21 protein-coding genes are annotated in these 20671 nt (G+C 72.9%); 11 read left to right on the forward strand and 10 right to left on the reverse strand.

Going from position 1 to position 20671, the window contains the following annotated elements:
* Positions 1-12: 12 nt before the first annotated feature.
* The 6 genes from K6I33_RS03680 to K6I33_RS03705 form a co-directional block, all read right to left on the reverse strand.
* On the reverse strand, positions 13-351 hold the full coding sequence (locus K6I33_RS03680) for a DUF3817 domain-containing protein (RefSeq protein WP_229348210.1): 339 nt from the start codon (positions 349-351) through the stop codon (positions 13-15).
* A gap of 61 nt (positions 352-412) precedes the next feature.
* Positions 413-946, reverse strand: coding sequence for a MarR family winged helix-turn-helix transcriptional regulator (locus K6I33_RS03685; RefSeq protein ID WP_229348211.1), 534 nt, complete (start codon positions 944-946; stop codon positions 413-415).
* A 66-nt stretch (positions 947-1012) separates the two neighbouring features.
* Positions 1013-1348, reverse strand: a complete 336-nt coding sequence (locus K6I33_RS03690) for a hypothetical protein (RefSeq protein WP_229348212.1) — start codon at positions 1346-1348, stop codon at positions 1013-1015.
* A gap of 24 nt (positions 1349-1372) precedes the next feature.
* Complete coding sequence (locus K6I33_RS03695; RefSeq protein ID WP_229348213.1) at positions 1373-2596, reverse strand: MFS transporter; 1224 nt, start codon at positions 2594-2596, stop codon at positions 1373-1375.
* A gap of 297 nt (positions 2597-2893) precedes the next feature.
* On the reverse strand, positions 2894-3187 hold the full coding sequence (locus K6I33_RS03700; protein WP_229348214.1) for an MTH1187 family thiamine-binding protein: 294 nt from the start codon (positions 3185-3187) through the stop codon (positions 2894-2896).
* Positions 3184-3528 (reverse strand): DUF3817 domain-containing protein, encoded by a 345-nt coding sequence (locus K6I33_RS03705; RefSeq protein WP_229348215.1) that lies wholly within the window; start codon positions 3526-3528, stop codon positions 3184-3186. Before K6I33_RS03705 ends, K6I33_RS03700 begins: the two co-directional genes overlap by 4 nt.
* Positions 3529-3698: 170 nt before the next feature.
* On the opposite strand from K6I33_RS03705, the gene K6I33_RS03710 reads away from it, so the two are divergent.
* From K6I33_RS03710 to K6I33_RS03725, 4 genes are all read left to right on the forward strand, one after another.
* On the forward strand, positions 3699-4337 hold the full coding sequence (locus K6I33_RS03710; RefSeq protein ID WP_206279900.1) for an AIM24 family protein: 639 nt from the start codon (positions 3699-3701) through the stop codon (positions 4335-4337).
* Complete coding sequence (locus K6I33_RS03715; protein ID WP_229348216.1) at positions 4337-4987, forward strand: AIM24 family protein; 651 nt, start codon at positions 4337-4339, stop codon at positions 4985-4987. The genes K6I33_RS03710 and K6I33_RS03715 overlap by 1 nt, the downstream gene beginning before the upstream one ends.
* Positions 4984-5751, forward strand: coding sequence for an AIM24 family protein (locus K6I33_RS03720; RefSeq protein ID WP_229348217.1), 768 nt, complete (start codon positions 4984-4986; stop codon positions 5749-5751). Before K6I33_RS03715 ends, K6I33_RS03720 begins: the two co-directional genes overlap by 4 nt.
* Before the next feature lie 109 nt (positions 5752-5860).
* Positions 5861-6334: a MarR family winged helix-turn-helix transcriptional regulator gene (locus K6I33_RS03725; RefSeq protein ID WP_229348218.1), complete on the forward strand. Its 474-nt coding sequence runs from the start codon at positions 5861-5863 to the stop codon at positions 6332-6334.
* Positions 6335-6492: 158 nt separating this feature from the next.
* On the opposite strand, the gene K6I33_RS03730 is transcribed toward K6I33_RS03725, so the two are convergent.
* Genes K6I33_RS03730 through K6I33_RS03745 form a run of 4 tightly spaced genes read right to left on the reverse strand, consistent with a single transcriptional unit; the run spans position 6493 to position 9486 of the window.
* Entirely contained in the window at positions 6493-6861 is a 369-nt protein-coding gene (locus K6I33_RS03730; RefSeq protein ID WP_229348219.1) for a helix-turn-helix domain-containing protein, read from the reverse strand.
* On the reverse strand, positions 6858-7232 hold the full coding sequence (locus K6I33_RS03735; RefSeq protein ID WP_229348220.1) for a type II toxin-antitoxin system RelE/ParE family toxin: 375 nt from the start codon (positions 7230-7232) through the stop codon (positions 6858-6860). The genes K6I33_RS03730 and K6I33_RS03735 overlap by 4 nt, the downstream gene beginning before the upstream one ends.
* A 44-nt stretch (positions 7233-7276) precedes the next feature.
* Positions 7277-8233 (reverse strand): methylmalonyl Co-A mutase-associated GTPase MeaB, encoded by a 957-nt coding sequence (gene meaB / locus K6I33_RS03740; RefSeq protein WP_229348221.1) that lies wholly within the window; start codon positions 8231-8233, stop codon positions 7277-7279.
* Between the two features lie 35 nt (positions 8234-8268).
* Positions 8269-9486 carry an acetyl-CoA C-acetyltransferase gene (locus K6I33_RS03745; protein WP_229348222.1) on the reverse strand — a complete coding sequence of 406 codons (1218 nt, stop codon included), beginning with the start codon at positions 9484-9486 and terminating at the stop codon, positions 8269-8271.
* A 140-nt stretch (positions 9487-9626) separates the two neighbouring features.
* Between K6I33_RS03745 and mce the strand changes: the two genes are divergently transcribed.
* The 7 genes from mce (at position 9627) to K6I33_RS03780 (ending at position 20644) form a co-directional block, all read left to right on the forward strand.
* Positions 9627-10067 carry a methylmalonyl-CoA epimerase gene (gene mce / locus K6I33_RS03750; protein WP_229348223.1) on the forward strand — a complete coding sequence of 147 codons (441 nt, stop codon included), beginning with the start codon at positions 9627-9629 and terminating at the stop codon, positions 10065-10067.
* 173 nt (positions 10068-10240) lie between these two features.
* The gene (gene scy / locus K6I33_RS03755) at positions 10241-15313 is read left to right on the forward strand and encodes a polarized growth protein Scy (RefSeq protein ID WP_238491172.1); all 5073 of its coding nucleotides are present in this window, start codon (positions 10241-10243) and stop codon (positions 15311-15313) included.
* A gap of 124 nt (positions 15314-15437) precedes the next feature.
* A complete protein-coding gene (locus K6I33_RS03760) occupies positions 15438-16376 on the forward strand; it encodes a cellulose-binding protein (protein WP_229348224.1) in 939 nt (312 codons plus the stop codon).
* A 192-nt stretch (positions 16377-16568) separates the two neighbouring features.
* A complete protein-coding gene (locus tag K6I33_RS03765) occupies positions 16569-17558 on the forward strand; it encodes an ABC transporter ATP-binding protein (protein ID WP_229348225.1) in 990 nt (329 codons plus the stop codon).
* A 2-nt stretch (positions 17559-17560) separates the two neighbouring features.
* The gene (locus K6I33_RS03770; RefSeq protein WP_229348226.1) at positions 17561-18331 is read left to right on the forward strand and encodes an ABC transporter permease; all 771 of its coding nucleotides are present in this window, start codon (positions 17561-17563) and stop codon (positions 18329-18331) included.
* Positions 18332-18440: 109 nt separating this feature from the next.
* Entirely contained in the window at positions 18441-19337 is an 897-nt protein-coding gene (locus K6I33_RS03775; RefSeq protein ID WP_229348227.1) for a hypothetical protein, read from the forward strand.
* Between the two features lie 116 nt (positions 19338-19453).
* Positions 19454-20644: an ABC transporter ATP-binding protein gene (locus tag K6I33_RS03780; RefSeq protein ID WP_229348228.1), complete on the forward strand. Its 1191-nt coding sequence runs from the start codon at positions 19454-19456 to the stop codon at positions 20642-20644.
* Positions 20645-20671 lie beyond the last annotated feature (27 nt).

Here is a 20671-nt window from a genome sequence, read left to right on the forward strand (position 1 = left end):
GCGGGGCGGGCGTCAGGCCCGTACGGGACCCGTCGCCTCGTCCGTGACCAGCGGCTCCAGCTCGCGGGAGACCTTGCGCTCGACCACGAACGCGGCGCCCGGGATGGTGCCGGCGATCAGCACCCACGCCAGCTTGCCGAACGGCCAGCGGGCCTTGGAGCCCATGTCGAAGGCGAAGACCAGGTAGAGGACGTACAGCCAGCCGTGCGCGATGGCCACGACCCGGGTCGGGCCCGCGGCGCCGTCCATGTCCAGCAGGTACTTGGCGATGACGCCGATCGTCAGGAGGACCAGGAGGACACCGGTGACATACGCCATCACGCGGTAGCGGGTCAGCACGCTCTTCTTCATGCAGGCGAGCGTAACGGCATGTTCCGGGGCGATCTTCGCCGCCCCGCCCTACGCGTTCTCGTCACGCGTTCTCGTCGGCGGCGTCGTCCTCCTCCGTGAAGTCGTCCGCCGCCACGCGCAGCGGCCGCAGCACCTGGAAGATCTCCGCGCACCCGTCGGCGTCGTACGCGCCCAGCCCGAAGTCCATCGCCATCAGGTCCCGGGTCGCCGCGTCGACGACCTCACGCCCCTTCTCCGTGATCGAGGCGAGCGTGCCCCGGCCGTCGTTGGGATTGGGGCGCTTGTCCACGAGACCGGCCGTGACCAGCCGGTCCACGGTGTTGGTGACCGAGGTCGGGTGGACCATCAGCCGCTCGCCGATCTTCGACATCGGCAGCTCGCCCGCCTTGGAGAAGGTCAGCAGCACCAGCGCCTCGTAGCGCGCGAAGGTCAGCCCGTACGGCTTGACGACCGCGTCGACCTGGCCCAGCAGGATCTGGTGGGCGCGCATGATCGAGGTGATCGCGGCCATGGACGGCACGGACCCCCAGCGCCGCTTCCAGAGCTCGTCGGCGCGGGCGATGGGATCGAAGGGGAGGCTGAGCGGCTTCGGCACGGCATCGAGCGTACCCGCCGGCCCCCTTCCGACCGGGCCCGTCCCGGAATTCGGACAACCCGGCCGTTACGCCGCGCCCGCCGCCTCGCGCACCAGTCGCACCGCCGACTTCAGGCTCAGCCCGGGCTCGGCCCTGCGCAGCGCCCGCACCGCGTGCACCTCCTGCTCCCGGGCGTCCACGCCGGCCGCCGCGAGGACGCCGCGCGCCCACTCGGCCCGGACCTCGCGCTCGGGGCGGGCGGCGTGCAGCGCGATCAGCTCCGCGGCCCGCTCCAGGCCCGGCCGCTCGGCCTCGTCCGCCGTCTCCAGCGCCGCACGCACGGCGTCGGCCACGGCCCGCGAGTCGCGCAGCACCACGACCGCCTCAAGATCCGCGCCCGCGCCCTTGCTCCTGCCGAACATCCGGTCCCCCTCGCTCGTTCCCGATCAGCGAGATCGTACGACCTCGCGCACGACCGCCGTGACGGCCACCGTCCCGGCGAGCCCGGACCCGGCCACCACCAGGTGCACGGGCGCGAACTCGGCCGCCGCGCCCGCCAGGGCCATGCCGAGGCCCTGGACCGTCATCGTCCCGGCCGACAGCACCGTCATGGCGCGACCGCGCAGCTCCTCGGGCACGGCGGCGACGAACCACTGGTCCGCGCCCAGCGTGTAAGCCGTCCCCGCCCCGGCCACCGCCGCCAGCAGCAGCGACCAGCCGAGCGAGGGCCGCAGCGCGTACAGCGTGAACGGCACGAGCAGCACGGCCGCCAGCGGCAGCGCGATCCGCTCCCGCGCACGCGGCCGGAGCAGGGACCCGGCGAGCACCTCGCCGGTGATCGCGCCGACCGGCATGGCGCAGAGCAGCAGCCCGGTGGCCGTGGCCCCGGCACCGAGGTCGTGCGCGTAGGGCGCGGCGAGGGACTCGGGGGTGACGAGGAAGAACGGGGGGATCCAGGAGAGCAGGATCAGGGCGCGTATCCGGCGGTGCGCGAACAGCTCCCGTAACCCGGCGAGGGAGGCCGTCATCAGCCCGCCCTGACCCGTGGCGGACCGGGCGGACCGGGCGGGGCGCCGCCGGGTGCCCAGGCGCAGCAGCGCGGCCGAGGCGAGGAAGCCGGCGGCGGTGGCGAGGAGCGCGGTCCGGGGCGGGGCGACCGTCAGCAGCACCCCGCCGGCCGCGAAGCCGACGAGCTGGGCGCCCTGCGAGACGACGCGCAGCAGCGACCGTCCCAGGACGAAGAGGTCGCCCTCGCCGAGGATGTCGCCGAGCGTCGCGGCGCGTGTCCCGGCGAAGACGGGCGCGACGGCGGCGTTGACGCACCGCAGGGCGAACAGCGCGGCCACCGGCGTGCCGGGCAGGGCCATGACGACGGCGCCGGCGGCGCACAGCAGGTCGCAGGTGACGAGGACGCGCCGGGCGGGCCACCGGTCGGCGACCCCGGCGAGCAGGGTGCCGCCGAGGACGTACGGCAGGAACCCGAGCGCGAACGTGAGCGCGCTGAGCAGCGGCGAGCCGGTGATCCGGTACACGAGCACGGACAGCGCGATCTCACCGACGACGACGCCGAGCAGCGACAGCACGTGCGCGGCGAAGACGGCACGGAACTCGGGGACGGCGAAGACGGCACGGTAGCGCGAACGCGCGGGGGCGGGTGTGGTCGTTGGCATGCGCCCCAGCGTGCTGAGCGGCCGCACCCGGCTCCAGTTCTTTTCACGCCCGGCCGACGATCGGCCGGCTTACCCGCACGCATGGCGGACATGACCAGGACACCGTAAATGATCTCCGCCCGCAGGCCGGTGGCCGCTTCGGCGGCCTCGGCCGCTCTGCGCAGCAGGGCCATCCCACGCCCGGCGTCGGCGAGAGTCACGGAGGCGACCCTACCGGCGTCGCCCCCACCCGGCCGGAGAACGGAAACGCCCTCCCCCGCACGGGGAAGGGCGCCCGGCGAGCGGCGGACCCGGCCGTCAGGACGACAGGTACCGCTCCACCGTCTCCACCTTCGACGTCAGCCCGTCCGTCACCCCGGGCCGGATGTCGGCCTTGAGGACGAGCGAGACGCGGCCGCAGCGGGCCTCGACCGCGGCGACGGCGCGCTTGACGACGTCCATGACCTCGTCCCACTCGCCCTCGACGGAGGTGAACATCGCGTCCGTGCGGTTCGGCAGCCCGGACTCGCGGACGACGCGGACGGCGTCGGCGACGTATTCGCCGACGTCCTCGCCGACGCCCAGCGGTGTCACGGAGAAGGCGACGATCATGCGTTGATCACGCCTTCCTTGCGGGCGCGGGAGGCGATGACCGTGGCCTCGGCCTCGCGGCGGAGCATCCGGTCGGCGAAGAAGCCGCCGGTCGGCAGGACGGAGAGGACGAAGTAGAGGGCGGCGGTCTTCAGCTCCCACTTGGTCTTCGACCAGGCGTCGAGCCAGAAGACCACGTAGATGATGAAGAGGATGCCGTGGACCGCGCCCATCACCGGCACCGCGTTGAAGTCGGTGGTCCGCTTGAGCACCGAGCAGAGCATCAGGAGCAGGAAGGAAACACCTTCCGGCACGGAGACCAGGCGGAGCCGGCGCAGGGCGGAGGCGGTCTTGAGGTCCACGGGGCACACCTTCGGTCGCTAGTGGCGGGACGGTCACGGCTTGTGATGGCGTTCACAAGCCGCTCCATTGTCGCAGTACTGCAACGGATCACCGGATCCGGGTCCGTTCCGGGCGTTCCGAGGGCCCTGGGGCCTGTTGGAGCCGTATGTCCGCCCGCTAGCGTCGGGGCGTGGCTCAGTTTCGGCTCCACGGGAGCAAAGTCCTCGCCGTCGACATGACGGGGGACGCGGTCAAGGCCAAGAACGGCTCGATGGTCGCGTACGAGGGCGAGATGGCATTCAAGAAGATGACGGGCGGCGGTGACGGCCTGCGGGGCATGGTCACGCGCCGGCTCACCGGTGAGCAGATGGAAGTCATGGAGGTGAAGGGACACGGCACCTGCTACTTCGCCGACCGGGCGAGCGAGATCAATCTCGTCGCCCTGCGCGGGGAGACCCTCTACGTCGAGTCGAGCAACCTGCTGTGCACCGACTCCGCCCTCCGTACCGGCACCACCTTCACCGGCCTGCGCGGCGCCTCGCAGGGCAACGGCCTGTTCACCACCACCGTGGAGGGCACCGGCCAGGCGGCGATCCTCTCCGACGGCACGGCGATCGTGCTGCGGGTGACCCCGCAGACGCCCCTCCAGGTCGACCCGGGCGCGTACATCGCCCACACCGGCAGGCTCAAGCAGCACTTCCAGTCGGGCGTCAATTTCCGCACGTTCATCGGCGAGGGATCCGGCGAGGCGTTCCAGATCCGCTTCGAGGGCGACGGTCTCGTCTACGTCCAGCCCAGCGAGCGCAACACCATCGGGGGTGACCTCTGATGCCCTTCCGGCTTCTCAACTCACGCATGGTCGAGGCCCAGGTGATCCCCGGGCAGCGGCTGTTCAGCCAGCGCGGCGCGATGCTCGCCTACAAGGGCGACGTCTCCTTCACCCCCAGCATCACCGGCGGCCAGGGCGGCGTCATGGGGATGATCGGCCGCCGGATCGCCAACGAGGCCACGCCGCTGATGTCCGTGGAGGGCAGCGGCACGGTGATGTTCGGCCACGGCGGGCACCACGTCCACGTCATCGAGCTCACCGGCGACACCCTCTATGTCGAGGCCGACCGGCTGCTCGCCTTCGACGGCACGCTTCAGCAGGGCACGATGTTCATGGGGTCGCAGGGCGGCGTGATGGGCATGGTGCGCGGCCAGGTGACCGGGCAGGGCCTGTTCACCACCACCCTCAAGGGGCACGGCGCGGTCGCCGTGATGGCCCACGGCGGCTTCATCGAGCTGCCGATCACCGGCGGGCGGCCGGTCGTCGTCGACCCGCAGGCCTATGTCGCCCACCGCGGCGAGGTCCGCAACAAGCTGTCGGCCGCGATCGGCTGGCGCGAGGTGGTCGGCCGCGGCAGCGGCGAGGCCTTCCGGCTCGAGCTGTCGGGCAACGGCACGGTGTACGTCCAGGCGTCGGAGGAGAAGCTGTGACCAGCCCCGTCATCCACGACGCGTCGACTCTCCCGAGCAACGACAACGTCAACCCCTACACCTTCAGCGTCGACCTCAAGGGGCAGTGGTTCCTCCAGAAGGGGAAGATGATCGCCTACTACGGGCAGATCAACTTCCATGGCATCGGCCACGGCCCCCTCGACCGGCTGATCGCCGGCAGCTTCCACTCCCCGCTCCACGCGGCGGACTGGGTCGTCGCCGAGGGCCACGGCAAGATGCTCCTCGCGGACCGCTCCTTCGACGTCAACTCCTACGACCTCGAGGACGGCAACCTCACCGTCCGCTCCGGCAATCTGCTGGCCTTCGAGCCCTCGCTCTCGCTCAAGCAGTCGATCATCCCGGGCTTCCTCACCCTCATCGGCACGGGGAAGTTCGTGGCCGCGTCCAACGGCCCGGTCGTCTTCGTCGAGCCCCCGATCCGCGTCGACCCGCAGGCCCTGGTGGGCTGGGCCGACTGCCCGTCCCCCTGCCACCACTACGACCACCAGTACCTCAGAGGCGTCATGGGCGGCGTCCGGAGACTGACGGGGCTGGGCGGCGCGTCCGGCGAGGAGCACCAGTTCGAGTTCGTCGGCGCGGGCACGGTGCTGCTCCAGTCCACCGAGCGGCTGATGGACGAGATCGCCACCGGCGAGGGTCCGCCCGCCGAGGCGGGCGTCCCGCACGGCACCTCCGGGAATCAGTCAATGTCCCCGCGTTTGCCGGGCCAGCTGGGCGACCTCCAGCGCCGCTTCGGGCTGTGAGCGGTACCCTGCGGAGTGTGACGGGTCGAACACACGACCTCCCGCACCACCCGTCCACCCACCGCACCTTCATTAGTTAATCTTTCAACTTCTTAGGTAGACTCCCTCTATGGACACCGAGAACGGCACCCGCTGGCTCAGCGACGAGGAGCAGGCCGCCTGGCGTGCCCACCTGTACGTGAGCCGACTGCTGATGCACCAGCTCGAACGGGACCTCCAGCCGTTCGGCCTCACCAACAACGACTACGAGATCCTGGTCAATCTCTCGGAGTCGAAGGACCACCGGATGCGGATGAGCGACCTCGCGACCGCCACCCTCCAGTCGAAGAGCCGCCTCTCCCACCAGATCACCCGCATGGAGAACGCGGGCCTGGTCCGCCGCGTCAACTGCGAGTCCGACCGCCGCGGCCTCTTCGCGGTCCTCACCGACCACGGCTGGAAGACGATGCGCGAGGTCGCCCCGCACCATGTGGCGTCGGTGCGCGAGCACTTCATCGACCTGCTGTCGCCGGAGGAGCTCAAGGCGCTCCACGCGTCCCTGGAACCGGTCGCGAAGCACCTGCGCACCACGCGCGGCAAGTAGCCGCGGAACGCGATGCCGCGTCCGCGCCGCACACCCCCGTGGTGCGGCGCGGGCGAGGCGCCGCGCCGGCGTTCCGACAGCGCGCACCTCCCCGTCACCACCCGGAAGGCGAGGGATTCCCGCTGGCCCGGGCTCGCCCCAGGAGGGTTGAGGCAGCGTCAGGCTGCCGAGGAACGTCCCTCGGACGGCTCTTCGCCCGGGCCGGGGGCGCCGTGCGGAGTGAAGACGAAGGCCGAGATGTCGCCGTCCAAGTCGATGGTCAACGACGCGTCCAAGGCCTTGGCCAGGCGTGTGAGCAGCGGCAGAGTCGGCACGGAGTCACCGCCCTCGATGTTGGAGATCTGCGACTGGGTCATACCGGCACGCCGGGCGAGTTCGCTCTGCGAAAGGCCGAGTCCGGTTCGGCGGTCATGGACAGCCTGGCCCAGCGCGAACGCGTGCCCGGCCTCGACGTAGGCCGGGGACTCCTCCACGGTCTCGCCCAGGAGCTTCCTCGTGCGGCGGGTCCTCCACTGGGAGTGGTTCACGAGCTCTCTCCCCTGATCCGTTCATAGGTGTGCTCGGCGGGGCCGTGATCCGCTTGGCACACCTTCTGGGCGAGCCGGGCTCGCTCGACCTCGGCGGCCTCACGTTGCCTGGTCTTCCTGAAAACCGTCAGGAGCACGATGCGGCGATCGGGGGCGAGCCAGTACGTGATGCGCACGGCGTTGCCGTCCATGGTGAAACGCAGTTCACGCACGCCGTCACCGAGGTGTCGCGCGTACGGTTCACCGAGCGTGGTCGGCGCGGCCATCAGCATGTCGGCAGCCCGCTCGGCCTTGTCGTACTGAGAATCAGGCAGCAGCTCAAGCCACTGTCTGACTTCCGGCTCGATCTCGATCCGCCATGGGTCGCCCACTCACGCGACTATACAGAAATCAATATGGGGCTGCTGCCCCGCCGTCAGGCCGTCGTCAGCCCCGCCACCAGTTCGTCCGCCGCCGCGTAAGGGTCCAGCGACCCGCCGACCACCCGCTCCGCGAGCGCGCCCAGGCGGCGGTCGCCGCGGAGGTCGCCGATGCGCTCGCGCAGTGCGGTGACGGCGATGGTCTCGACCTCGTGGGAGGCGCGGCGGAGGCGGCGGCCGGTGAGGACGCCCCGTTCCGCCATCCACGCGTGGTGCTTCTCCAGCGCGGCGACGAGTTCGTCCGTGCCCTCGTTCCGCGCGGCGACCGTCTTGACGATCGGGGGCCGCCAGTCGCCGGGGGCGCGGGCCTCGCCCAGGCCCAGCATGTGGTTGAGCTCGCGGGCCGTGGCGTCGGCGCCGTCGCGGTCGGCCTTGTTGACCACGTAGACGTCGCCGATCTCCAGGATGCCGGCCTTGGCGGCCTGGATGCCGTCGCCCATCCCGGGGGCGAGCAGCACCACGCACGTGTCCGCCTGGGAGGCGATCTCCACCTCCGACTGGCCGACGCCCACCGTCTCCACCAGGATCACGTCGCAGCCCGCCGCGTCCAGGACGCGGATGGCCTGCGGGGCGGCCCAGGCGAGGCCGCCCAGGTGGCCCCGGGTGGCCATGGAGCGGATGTAGACGCCGGGGTCGGACGCGTGCTCGGACATCCGGACGCGGTCGCCGAGCAGCGCGCCGCCGGAGAACGGCGACGAGGGGTCCACCGCCAGGACGCCCACCCGTCTGCCCTGCCGGCGGTACGCGCTCACCAGCGCGGACGTCGACGTGGACTTGCCGACGCCCGGGGAGCCCGTCAGGCCCACCACATACGCGCCGCCGGTCAGCGGGGCGAGCGCCGCCATGACCTCGCGGAGCTGCGGGGACGCCCCCTCCACCAGGGAGATCAGCCGGGCCACGGCGCGCGGCCGCCCTTCCCGGGCCTGCTCGACCAGCGCGGGGACGTCCACCATCACGGCTCCCTCCTCAGAGGATCAGAGGACCTACCTCACTTGTTGTTGCCCGGCACCCGGAGGATCAGGGCGTCGCCCTGACCGCCGCCGCCGCACAGCGCGGCGGCGCCCACGCCGCCGCCCCGGCGCTTGAGCTCCAGCGCGAGGTGGAGCACGATCCGGGCGCCGGACATGCCGATGGGGTGGCCGAGCGCGATCGCTCCGCCGTTGACGTTCACCTTTTCAGGGGATACGCCCAGATCCTTCATGGACTGCACGGAGACCGCCGCGAAGGCCTCGTTGATCTCGATCAGGTCGAGGTCGTCGACGCCGATGCCCTCCTTGCGCAGGGCGTGCCGAATGGCGTTGGAGGGCTGGGACTGGAGGGAGTTGTCGGGGCCGGCGACATTGCCGTGGGCGCCGATCTCGGCGATCCAGTGGAGGCCCAGCTCCTCGGCCTTGGCCTTGCTCATCACGACCACGGCGGCGGCGCCGTCGGAGATCTGCGAGGCCGTACCGGCCGTGATCGTGCCGTCCTTGGCGAACGCGGGGCGCAGCTTGCCCAGGGACTCGGCGGTGGTCTCGGCGCGGATGCCCTCGTCCTTGTTGAAGAGGACCGGGTCGCCCTTGCGCTGGGGGATCTCCACGGGGGTGATCTCGGCGTCGAAGAGGCCGTTCTTCTGGGCGGCGGCGGCGCGCTGGTGGGAGAGGGCGGCGATCTCGTCCTGCTCGGGGCGGCGGATGCCCAGGCGGGTGTTGTGCTTCTCGGTGGACTCGCCCATGGCGATGTTCTCGAAGGCGTCCGTCAGCCCGTCGTGGGCCATGGCGTCGAGCATCTCGATCGCGCCGTACTTGTAGCCCTCGCGGGACTTGGGGAGCAGGTGCGGGGCGTTGGTCATGGACTCCTGGCCGCCGGCCACGACGACGTCGAACTCGCCCGCGCGGATGAGCTGGTCGGCCAGGGCGATGGCGTCGAGCCCGGAGAGGCAGACCTTGTTGATGGTGAGCGCCGGGACGGACATGGGGATGCCGGCCTTGACGGCGGCCTGGCGGGCGGGGATCTGGCCCGCGCCGGCCTGGAGCACCTGACCCATGATCACGTACTGGACCTGGTCACCCCCTATCCCGGCCCGGTCGAGGGCGGCCTTGATGGCGACCGCGCCCAGCTCGGCGCCGGAGAAGCTCCGCAGCGAGCCCAGCAGGCGGCCCATCGGTGTGCGGGCGCCCGCCACGATGACGGAGGTCGTACCGGTATTTCCGTTCGCACCAGACATGGGCGCTGCCCCTTCGAGCGGAGAGGGATGTTAACGACGGTTCCCGTCAATGTACTGAGCGGTACGGCACCGGGTCACCCGGCGGAAGGTGTGATCGCGCGCACGTTGCGTAACCAGGCGTGCGGCGGTGCACTGGACGCATGCTGACGCGAATCGACCACATCGGGATCGCCTGCTCCGACCTCGACAAGACTGTCGAGTTCTACCGTGCCACGTACGGCTTCGAGGTGTTCCACACCGAGGTCAACGAGGAGCAGGGCGTCCGCGAGGCGATGCTCAAAATCAATGACACATCGGACGGCGGCGCCTCCTACCTCCAGCTCCTGGAGCCCACCCGGGAGGACTCCCCCGTCGGCAAGTGGCTCGCGAAGAACGGCGAGGGCGTCCACCACATCGCGTTCGGCACCGCCGACGTGGACGCCGACGCGGCCGCCGTCAAGGACAAGGGCGTACGGGTCCTCTACGACGAGCCGCGCGGCGGATCCATGGGTTCCCGCATCACGTTCCTCCACCCCAAGGACTGCCACGGGGTGCTGACCGAACTGGTCACCTCGGCACCTTCCGTACACAAGGAGCACTGACCCTCCCCTGCCCCGGCCGGTAGAGTGCAGGTTCGGCCGGGGTACCACGGGTTCGCCCATGGGTCCCGGGCCGGGCTGTACCGATGATCTGACACCATTTCTTCGGAAGGGCGGGCTCCGGGTTCACCACCGACGCAGTACGGGGCCGGCCGCCGACGCGATACAGGGGACGGATGGACCGCGCTGTGCGGGGCTACGAGCGCCAGGAGAGTCAGCTGGAGGAAGCCGACCACCTCTCGCAGTTCGAGGCCGAGATGAAGCGGCTGAAGACGGAGCGGGAGAAGGCGGTCCAGCACGCCGACGACCTCGGCTACCAGGTCGAGGTTCTGCGCGCCAAGCTCCACGAGGCGCGCCGCAATCTCGCCCACCGTCCCGCCTATGACTCGGCGGACATCGGCTATCAGGCCGAACAGTTGCTCCGCAACGCCCAGATCCAGGCCGAACAGCTGCGCAGCGACGCCGAGCGCGAGGTGCGCGAGGCCCGGGCGCAGACGCAGCGGCTGCTCCAGGAGCAGGCCGAGCGCCAGGCCCGGATGGAGGCGGAGCTCCACGCCGAGGCGGTGGCCCGCCGCCAGCGCCTGGACGAGGAGCTGAACGAACGCCGGCGCACCGTCGAGTCGCACGTCAACGAGAACGTGGCCTGGGCCGAGCAGCTGCGGGCCCGTACCGAGGCGCAGGCCCGCCGGCTGCTGGACGAGTCGCGGGCCGAGGCGGAGGCGTCGCTGGGCGCCGCGCGCGCCGAGGCCCAGCGGCTGACCGAGCAGGCCAGCGGCCGGCTCGGGGCGGCGGCCGAGGAGGCCCGTGCGGAGGCGGAGGCGATCCTGCGCCGGGCGCGCGCGGACGCCGAGCGGCTGCTGACGGCCGCCTCCACGCAGGCGCAGGAGGCCACCGACCACGCGGAGCAGCTGCGGACGGCCACGACGGCCGAGGCCGACCAGGCCCGTAGCTCCGCGTCCGAGCTGACGCGTACCGCCGAGGCGCGGATCCAGGAGGCCGACACGGCCCTGCGCGAGGCGCGGGCCGAGGCGGAGAAGCTCGTCACGGAGGCGAAGGAGGCCGCCGCCCAGCGGCTGACCGCCGCCGAGTCGGACAACGAGCAGCGCACGCGCACGGCGCGGGCGGAGATCGCCCGGCTGGTGAGCGAGGCGACGAAGGAGTCGGAGGCGCTGCGGGCCGAGGCCGAGCAGCTGCGCGCCGACGCCGTCGCCGAGGCGGAGCGGATGCGCACGGAGGCGGCCGCCGAGGCGCGCAGCGCCGTCGCCGAGGACTCCGCCGCCGCGCTGGCCAAGGCCGCCCGGTCGGCCGAGGAGATGCTGGCCAAGGCCACGGACGACGCCCAGGCCGCGCGGAAGGCGGCGGCCGCCGAGGCCGAGCGCATCCGCAAGGAGGCGGAGACCGAGGCCGAGCGGCTGCGGGCGCAGGCCGCCGACACGGCCGAGCAGCTCAAGGGCGAGGCGAAGGACGACACCGCCGAGTACCGCGCGAAGACGGTCGAGCTCCAGGAGGAGGCGCGCCGGCTGCGGGCCGAGGCCGAGCAGCTGCGCGCCGACGCCGTCGCCGAGGGCGAGCGGCTCCGTGGCGAGGCGCGCCGCGAGGCGCTCCAGCAGATCGAGGAGGCCGCGAAGACGGCCGAGGAGCTGCTGGGCAAGGCCAAGGCGGACACCGAGGAGACCCGGAGCGGCGCGGCCGCCGAGAGCGAGAAGACGCGGGCGGAGGCGGCCGAGCGCGCCGCGACCCTGCGCAAGCAGGCCGAGGAGGCCCTGGAGCGGGCCCGCACCGAGGCCGAGGAGATGGCCGAGGAGGCCGAGGACCACTCCGAGCGGGTCCGTTCCGAGGCCGCCGAGGCGGCGAAGGCGACGCGCGAGGAGGCCGAGCGTGCGGCCCAGGCGCGGGCCGACGAGGCCGCCGCCGAGCTGGAGCGGCTGCGGAGCGAGGCCGGGCAGCGCGTGGAGGCGGCCGAGACCGCCCTGCGCGAGGCGCGCGCCGAGGCGGAGAAGCTGCGCCGGGAGGCCGCCGAGGAGACCGAGCGGCAGCGCGCGGAGGCCGCGGAGCGGGTGCGTACGGTCACCGCGCAGGCCGAGGCCGACGCCGAGCGGCTGCGCGGCGAGGCGACGGCGGAGGCGGCGGAGACCCGCGCCGAGGGCGAGGCCGCGGGCGCGCGGCTGCGCGAGGAGGCGGAGGCCGAGGCCGAGCGGCTGCGCACGGAGGCGCAGGAGACCGCCGACCGGGTGCGCGCCGAGGCGAACGCCGCGGCCGAGCGGACGGCGGCGGAGGCCGCCGAGGCGCTGGCCGCCGCGCAGGAGGAGGCCGCCCGGCGGCGCCGGGAGGCCGAGGAGCTGCTCGGTGACGCCCGTACGGAGGCGCGGACCGAGCGCGAGGCGGCGCACGAGCAGAGCGAGGAGCTGCTGGCCTCGGCGCGCAAGCGGGTCGCCGAGGCGCAGGAGGAGGGCCGGCGTCTGGTCGAGGAGGCGGAGGCGCGGGCGGCCGATCTCGTGGCCGCCGCCGAGCAGACCGCCCAGCAGGTGCGGGAGTCCGTGGCCGGGCTGCACGAGCAGGCCGAGGAGGAGATCGCCGGGCTGCGTTCGGCGGCCGAGCACAACGCCGAACGGACCGTCACGGACGCCCAGATCGAGGCGGACCGGGTCCGCGCCGACGCCTACGCCGAGCGCGAGCGCGCGGACGAGGACGCGGCCCGGACGCGGAGCGAGGCCAAGGCCGCGGCGGACGAGGTGCGGGCCGAGGCCGAGCGGCTGTCGGCCGAGGCGTCGCGGGCGCTGGACGAGGCCCGGGAGGCCGCGAACAAGCGGCGCGCCGAGGCCGCCGGGCAGGCGGACGAGCTGATCGCCGAGGCCACGGCCGAGGCGGAGAAGATGGCCACGGAGGCCACGCGCGCCCTGGACGAGGCGCGCGAGGCGGCGAACGCCCGGCGTACCGAGGCGGCCCTCCAGGCCGACGAGCTGATCGCCGAGGCGACCGCCGAGGCCGAGAAGATCGTCGCCGAGGCCGCGGAGCTGACCGAGACCGCGAAGGCCGACGCCGCCCGCTTCGAGGAGCAGGCGCGGCAGGCGGCGGACGCCCACCGCGCGGAGGCCGAGGCCGACGCCGACCGGCTCCGCGCCGAGGCGGCCCGTACCGTCGACGAGGCCCGCGAGGCGGCCAACAAGCGCCGGGCGGAGGCCGCCGGGCAGGCGGACAAGCTGATCGCCGAGGCCACGGCCGAGGCGGAGAAGATGGCCGCCGAGGCCGCCCGTACGGTCGAGGAGGCCCGCAAGGCCGCCGACACCCACCGGGCCGAGGCGGCGACGGACGCGGACCGGCTGATCGCCGAGGCGGCCGAGATGGTCGAGGCGGCGCGCGTGGAGGCGGCCCGTTTCGAGGAGCAGGCGCAGCAGGCGGCGGACGCCCACCGCGCCGAGGCCGAGGCCGACGCCGACCGGCTCCGCGCCGAGGCGGCCCGTACCGTCGACGAGGCCCGCGAGGCGGCCAACGCCCGCCGGGCGGAGGCCGCGCTCCAGGCCGACGAGCTGATCACCGAGGCCGTCGCGGAGGCGGAGAAGCTGGCGGACGAGGCCACGCGGACGGTCGAGGAGGCCCGCGAGGCCGCCGACGCCGAGCGGGCCGAAGCGGCGGCGGAGGCGGAGCGGCTGCGGGCCGCCGCGGCCGAGAAGAAGGCCGAGGCGGACGAGCAGGCGGACGCCGTGGTCGCCAAGGCGACGGCGGAGGCCGAGCGGCTGGTCGCGGACGCGTCCGCGAAGGCGCAGCAGATGCGCACCGACGCCTCCGACGCCCTGGCGTCGGCGGAGCAGGACGCGGCCCGGACGCGCGCCGAGGCCCGCGAGGACGCGAACAAGATCCGCGGCGAGGGCCGGGCGGAGGCGGAGCGGATCGTCAACGAGGCGGCCGAGCTGACGTCCTCCGCGCAGGACGACGCCGACCGGATCGTGGACAAGGCCCGTGAGGACGCCAACGCCCGCCGGGCGGAGGCGGCCGGGCAGGCCGACGAGCTGATCGCCGAGGCCACGGCCGAGGCGGAGAAGATGGCCGCCGAGGCCGCCCGTACGGTCGAGGAGGCCCACCAGGCCGCCGACGCGCATGTGGCCGAGGCGATCGAGCAGGCCGACCGCGTCGTCTCCGAGGCGAACGCGGAGGCGGACCGGCTGCGCGCCGACGCCGACGCGGCGCTGGAGAACGCCCGTGCCGAGGCGACCCGGACCACCGACGAGGCCCGCGAGGCGGCCAACACCCGCCGGGCGGAGGCGGCCGAGCAGGCCGACACCCTGATCGCGGAGGCGACGGGGGAGGCCGAGCGGATGGCCGCCGAGGCCTCCGAGGCGCTGGCGGCCGCCCAGGAGAACGCCAACAGCACCCGTGCGGACTCCGCGCGGCTCAAGGCGGACGCCGTCCAGGAGGCCGAGCGGCTGCGCGCCGAGGCGCGGGCCGAGGGCGAGCGGACCGTCGACCAGGCGCGGGACGCGGGCGCCAAGCGGCTCGCGGACGCCGCCGAGCAGGCGGACGCGCTGGTGGCCAAGGCCCAGGAGGAGGCCATGCGGTCGGCGACCGCGGCCGAGGAGCAGGCCGACGCCATGGTCGGCGCGGCCCGCAAGGAGGCCGATCGGATCGTCAAGGAGGCCACCGGCGAGGGCAACGCGCTGGTGGAGCAGGCCCGTACGGACGCCAACACGATGCTCGCCGAGGCCCGTGGCGACGCCACGGCCATAAGGGACCGTGCCGACGAGCTGCGCGGCCGGATCGAGAGCGAGGTCGAGAAGCTCCACGAGCGGGCGCGCCGGGAGGCCGCCGAGGCGATGCAGTCGGCGGGCGAGCGCTGCGACAAGCTCGTCGCCGCCGCGACCGAGCAGCTGGCGAACGCCGAGGAGAAGGCGGAGAAGCTGCTGTCGGACGCCCAGAGCGAGGCCAGCAAGGTGCGGATCACCGCCGTGAAGAAGGCGGACGCGCTGATCAAGGAGGCGGAGCAGAAGAAGACCACCGCCGTACGCGAGGCCGACCGCCTGCGCACCGAGGCTCAGGAGGAGGCCGCCCGCCTTCTGGAGGAAGGAAAGCGGGAGTTGGAGGTGCTCGTCCGCCGACGCGAGGACATTCAGCAGGAGATTTCCCGTGTCCAGGACGTGTTGGAGGCGTTGGAATCATTTGAGTCCCCGGGGGCGGGCGGCTCCAAGGACGGTGGGGTGAAGGCGACGGCCGGTGCCGGAGCTACTCGATCGGGTGGCAAGCAGGACCGAAAGTAGCCACTCATTCGAGGGGTCATTTTCCGGATTCCCCAACTGTCTTAAACCATCTGCCGGATGACACGCCGCTCACGCCCCTAGGATTCCTCTATCACCTCACCGGTTCTCCAATGACAGGAACCCCATGAGCGACACTTCCTCCCCCTTCGGCTTCGAGTTGGTGCGGCGTGGATACGACCGCGGCCAGGTGGACGACCGCATTACGAAGCTCGTAGCGGACCGTGACAGCGCACTCGCCCGGATCACCTCTCTGGAAAAGCGCATCGAGGAGCTCCACCTCGAGACGCAGAACGCTCAGGCACAGATCAATGACGCGGAGCCGTCGTACGCGGGGCTCGGGGCCCGCGTGGAGAAGATCCTCCGGCTGGCCGAGGAGGAGGCCAAGGATCTGCGTGAGGAGGCCCGGCGCGCCGCCGAGCAGCACCGCGAGCTGGCCGAGTCGGCCGCCCAGCAGGTGCGCAACGACGCCGAGTCGTTCGCCTCGGACCGCAAGGCGAAGGCGGAGGACGAGGGCGCCCGGATCGTCGAGAAGGCGAAGGGCGACGCCTCCTCGTTGCGTGCCGAGGCGCAGAAGGACGCGCAGTCCAAGCGGGAGGAGGCCGACGCGCTCTTCGAGGAGACCCGTGCCAAGGCCGCCCAGGCCGCCGCCGACTTCGAGACCAACCTCGCCAAGCGCCGTGAGCAGTCCGAGCGCGACCTCGCCTCCCGCCAGGCCAAGGCGGAGAAGCGGCTGGCGGAGATCGAGCACCGCGCCGAGCAGCTGCGCCTGGAGGCGGAGAAGCTGCGCACGGACGCGGAGCGCCGGGCGCGCCAGACGGTGGAGACGGCCCAGCGCCAGGCCGAGGACATCGTGGCCGACGCCAACGCCAAGGCGGACCGTATCCGCAGCGAATCCGAGCGGGAGCTGGCGGCGCTCACCAACCGCCGCGACAGCATCAACGCCCAGCTGACCAACGTCCGCGAGATGCTGGCCACGCTGACCGGCGCGGCGGTGGCCGCGGCCGGCGTCCCCGGCGACGACGAGCCGATCAGCCGGGGCGTACCGGCGCAGCAGAGCCGCTGAGGCCGGCTCGGCCCGCGTCCTCCTTACCCGGGGTACCGCGGGGTACGACGCCTCACATCACGCACGCTGTCGGGGGACCCTGTGCTCAGCGCGCCCTGTGCCGCCCTCCGGTGGTACAGGGCGCGTCGTGCGTCCGGGAGGTGCCCCTCGTCTCCGGTGGCGGGTCCGGGAGGGCGCCCTTACCGTGGCTGAATGATCGAGCTCGAGGGGCTGACCAAGCACTACGGCGAAGTCCGCGCCGTCGATCACCTCACGTTCACGGTCCGGCCGGGCATCGTCACGGGTTTCCTGGGCCCCAATGGCGCGGGCAAGTCGACGACCATGCGGATGATGCTCGACCTGGACAACCCGTCCAGCGGCACGGTCCGCATCGACGGCCGCCACTACCGGGAGCTGCGCGACCCGCTGCGGGCCGTCGGCGCCCTGCTGGACGCCAAGGCCATGCACGGCGGTCGCAGCGCCTACAACCACCTGCTGTGCCTGGCGCAGAGCAACGGCATCCCCGCGGCGCGGGTGCGGGAGGTCCTGGACACGGTCGGCCTCACCTCGGTGGCGAAGAAGCGGACCAAGGGGTTCTCGCTGGGCATGGGCCAGCGGCTGGGCATCGCGGCGGCGCTGCTGGGCGATCCGCGGATCCTGATGTTCGACGAGCCGGTCAACGGCCTGGACCCCGAGGGCATCCACTGGATCCGCAATCTGATGAAGAGCCTCGCCACCCAGGGCCGTACGGTCTTCGTCTCCTCCCACCTGATGAGCGAGATGGCGCTGACCGCCGACCACCTGGTCGTCATCGGCCAGGGCAAGCTGCTCGCGGACACCAGCATGGCCGGCTTCATCAAGGAGAACTCCCGCTCCTACGTCCGGATGCGCTCCCCCGAGCAGGAGCGGCTGCGGGAGATCCTGCGCGGCGCCGGGATCGACGTCACCCCCGGCGAGGAGGGCGCGCTGGAGGTCGAGGGCGAGGACGCGGCGCACCTGGGCGAGCTGGCCGCGCGGCACCGGATCACCCTCCACGAGCTGAGCCCGCGGTCGGCCTCGCTGGAGGAGGCGTTCATGCGGCTGACGGCCGGCTCGGTGGAGTACCACGCCCATGAGAACCACCGCCCGCCGGAATCCCCGGCGGAATCCCCGGCGGAGCCCGGCGCGGACTGGGGATCCGGCTGGCGGAAGAAGGGATCCTGACCATGGCGGTGGTGACGCAGGTCCTCCGGTCGGAATGGACGAAGATCAAATCCGTTCGGTCCACGGTGTGGACGCTCGGCCTCGCGATCGTGGTGACGGTCGCCCTCGGCGCGCTGATCAGCGCGCTCACCAAGAAGGACTTCGGCAATCTGTCACCCAGGGACAAGATCGCTTTCGATCCGACGTTCATCAGCTTCGCCGGGATGGGCCTCGGACAGCTCGCATTGATCGTTTTCGGTGTGCTCGTGGTGTCGAATGAATACAGCACGGGAATGATCCGCACCTCGCTCGCCGCCGTTCCCCAGCGCGCCACGTTTCTCTTCAGCAAGATCGCCGTCGCGGGGCTGCTCGCATTCGTGGTCGGCATGATCACGAGCTTTGTGGCGTTCTTCGTCGGACAGGCGATGCTCGGCGACTACGGCGCCACGCTGGGCGATCCCGGCGTGCCGCGCGCGGTGATCGGCGGCGGCCTCTACATGACGCTGATCGCCGTCTTCTCGATGGGCGTCGCGACGATGCTGCGCAGCCCGATGCTCTCGCTGGGCATCCTCATGCCGTTCTTCTTCCTGATCTCCGCGATCCTCGGCAATGTCTCCGCGACGAAGAAGGTCGGGCAGTACCTGCCGGACCAGGCCGGGCAGAAGGTGATGCAGGTGGTCACGGTGGGCAGCGAGTCGCCGTACGGGCCCTGGGGTGGCTTCACGATCATGGTGCTGTGGGTGATCGCGGCGCTGATCGGCGGCTACGCGCTGCTGAGCCGGCGCGACGCGTAGCCCCCGGCCGGGCGGGCGCCGGCGTTCCGGCAGCGTCTGCCAGCACGATGCCGCAGCCGGAGTGCGGATTTCGCCGGTCTCGGGAGGGGACACGGAGGACAATCGACCCATGACGCGGTGGACCCTGCGAGCCCTCGGGCTGGACGTCGTCCCCGCGCTGCGTCCGCTGGCCTACCCCGGCCGCCCGGCCACCGAGCCCGCCCTGCTCACCGGCCCGGAGCTGCTGCCGCTCACCCCCGGGCCCGCGCCGCTGGGCGACTGGCGCCCGGCCGGGCCGGACGCCCTGGAGGCCCCGGACGCCCCGGACACCTCCGGCGGACCGTCGCTGGACCGGGCCCTGGCCGCCCTCGGCCGGGACCCAGCCGACCGCCGCCACCCGGTGCTGGCCGTCGGCTCCAACGCCTCCCCCGCCCAGCTGGCCCACAAGTTCGCCGGCGCCGGCCTGTCCGCCGCCGTGCCCCTGGTGCCGGTGCGGGTGGGCGGCGTCGCCGTCGGCTGCTCGGGGCACATCGGGCGGCACGGCTATGTGGCGGCCGCGCCGTACGCCGCCCCCGGGGCGCGGACCACGCTGGTCGCCGGCTGGCTGGACGGCGAGCAGCTGGCGGCCGTCGACGCCACGGAGTTCAACTACCGGCGAGTCCTGCTGCCCGGCGACCGCTTCCCCGTGACCCTGCCGTCCGGGGAGCGGCTGCGGGGCGCGTATCTGTACGTCAGCAAATGGGGCGTCCTCACCGGCCCGCCGGGCGGCGGCGCGCCCCGGCCCGGCGGCGGCGACCAGAGCGCGCTGCTCGCCGCGCTGCTGGCGGGCTCGGCCCGGCTCCGCGCGCTGCTGGGGCCCGGCCCCCGCGACTGGGTCGAGCGCGCGGCCGCCGACCCGGAGCTCAGGAAGGAGGGCACCCGGATCCTCGCCCAGGAGGGCTGGGTGGAGCGGACGGTGGGCCTCCCGGCGTACGAGCCCCCGGGGCCGGGCGCCCTCACCTACGGCGACCTGCGCGGCCCGCTGTAACGCCCGGCACACCGGGAACCGTCAACGACTCGTCTATCCTCCTAACCTTTACGAGGGCTTTGCGCTTGTCCAAAGTCGAACGAACCGAACCACATCGAAGCTCCGAGGGGCGGAGAATGATCGAGGCAGTCGGCCTGACCAAGCGCTACGGCGCCAAGACGGCCGTGCACAACCTGACATTCCAGGTGCGGCCCGGTGCCGTCACCGGGTTCCTGGGACCGAACGGCTCCGGCAAGTCGACGACCATGCGCATGATCCTCGGCCTGGACCGGCCGACCGCAGGGTCCGTGACGATCGCCGGGCACCCCTTCCACAAGCTGCCCAACGCCCCGCGCCAGGTCGGCGCCCTCCTGGACGCGAAGGCCGTGCACGGCGGCCGCAGCGCCCGCCACCACCTGCTGTCCCTCGCCCAGCTCGCGGGCATCCCCGCCCGCCGCGTGGACGAGGTCCTCGGCGTGGTCGGGCTCCAGGACGTGGCGCGGAAACGGTCCGGCGGCTTCTCCCTCGGCATGGGGCAGCGCCTCGGCATCGCCGCCGCGCTGCTCGGCGACCCGCAGGTGCTGCTCTTCGACGAGCCCGTCAATGGCCTCGACCCCGAGGGCATCCTCTGGGTCCGCAACCTCATGAAGCGGCTGGCGGCGGAGGGCCGCACGGTCTTCGTCTCCTCCCACCTGATGAGCGAGATGGCGCTGACCGCCGACCACCTGATCGTCATCGGGCGCGGGCAGCTGATGGCGGACATGAGCGTCAAGGACTTCATCGCCGCGAACTCCGCCGACTTCGCGCGCGTCCGCACGCCCGACGACGACCGGGAGGCCCGCGACCGGCTGAAGGAGGCGCTGGTCGCGGCGGGGGCGCAGGTCCTGCCGGAGCCGGACGGCGCCCTGCGCGTGACCGGTCTACCGCTCCCCCGGGTCAGCGACGTCGCGCACGGCGCGGACGTCCGCCTCTGGGAGCTCTCCCCGCACCAGGCCTCCCTGGAGGAGGCGTACATGCGCATGACGCAGGGCGCGGTCGACTACCGCTCGACGGCGGACCAGCGGTCGGGCTTCCAGCCCCCGGTGCCGCGCCCGGGCCCCTGGGACCGGCCCGCGCAGCAGCTCCAGGAGGGCTGGGCCGACCAGGCCTACCCGGTCCTCCCGGGCGAACGCCCGAACCGGTACGCGACGCCGCCCGCGGCGGGCGCGCCGGCCCCGGGCACCGGGCAGGCCGCCGCGGCGCCACAGCCGCCGACGCAGCAGCCCACCGCCCCGGTCGCGGCGGCACCCGCCGACCTGACCAAGCGCGACAGCGAGGACGCCCGATGACCACGCCCCAGCCCGCGTCCCCACGGC

The sequence above is a fragment of the Streptomyces sp. UNOB3_S3 genome (assembly GCF_020740895.1).
Lineage (GTDB): Bacteria > Actinomycetota > Actinomycetes > Streptomycetales > Streptomycetaceae > Streptomyces.

What these genes read in the sequence shown, in the direction of transcription:
- K6I33_RS03780 (WP_229348228.1), top strand. Translation starts at nt 19,454, where the DNA reads ATGATCGAGGCAGTCGGCCTGACCAAGCGCTACGGCGCCAAGACGGCC.
- K6I33_RS03745 (WP_229348222.1), bottom strand. Translation starts at nt 9,486, where the DNA reads ATGTCTGGTGCGAACGGAAATACCGGTACGACCTCCGTCATCGTGGCG.
- K6I33_RS03690 (WP_229348212.1), bottom strand. Translation starts at nt 1,348, where the DNA reads ATGTTCGGCAGGAGCAAGGGCGCGGGCGCGGATCTTGAGGCGGTCGTG.
- meaB (WP_229348221.1), bottom strand. Translation starts at nt 8,233, where the DNA reads ATGGTGGACGTCCCCGCGCTGGTCGAGCAGGCCCGGGAAGGGCGGCCG.
- K6I33_RS03770 (WP_229348226.1), top strand. Translation starts at nt 17,561, where the DNA reads ATGGCGGTGGTGACGCAGGTCCTCCGGTCGGAATGGACGAAGATCAAA.
- K6I33_RS03680 (WP_229348210.1), bottom strand. Translation starts at nt 351, where the DNA reads ATGAAGAAGAGCGTGCTGACCCGCTACCGCGTGATGGCGTATGTCACC.
- K6I33_RS03765 (WP_229348225.1), top strand. Translation starts at nt 16,569, where the DNA reads ATGATCGAGCTCGAGGGGCTGACCAAGCACTACGGCGAAGTCCGCGCC.
- K6I33_RS03760 (WP_229348224.1), top strand. Translation starts at nt 15,438, where the DNA reads ATGAGCGACACTTCCTCCCCCTTCGGCTTCGAGTTGGTGCGGCGTGGA.
- K6I33_RS03725 (WP_229348218.1), top strand. Translation starts at nt 5,861, where the DNA reads ATGGACACCGAGAACGGCACCCGCTGGCTCAGCGACGAGGAGCAGGCC.
- mce (WP_229348223.1), top strand. Translation starts at nt 9,627, where the DNA reads ATGCTGACGCGAATCGACCACATCGGGATCGCCTGCTCCGACCTCGAC.
- scy (WP_238491172.1), top strand. Translation starts at nt 10,241, where the DNA reads ATGGACCGCGCTGTGCGGGGCTACGAGCGCCAGGAGAGTCAGCTGGAG.
- K6I33_RS03695 (WP_229348213.1), bottom strand. Translation starts at nt 2,596, where the DNA reads ATGCCAACGACCACACCCGCCCCCGCGCGTTCGCGCTACCGTGCCGTC.
- K6I33_RS03715 (WP_229348216.1), top strand. Translation starts at nt 4,337, where the DNA reads ATGCCCTTCCGGCTTCTCAACTCACGCATGGTCGAGGCCCAGGTGATC.
- K6I33_RS03700 (WP_229348214.1), bottom strand. Translation starts at nt 3,187, where the DNA reads ATGATCGTCGCCTTCTCCGTGACACCGCTGGGCGTCGGCGAGGACGTC.
- K6I33_RS03775 (WP_229348227.1), top strand. Translation starts at nt 18,441, where the DNA reads ATGACGCGGTGGACCCTGCGAGCCCTCGGGCTGGACGTCGTCCCCGCG.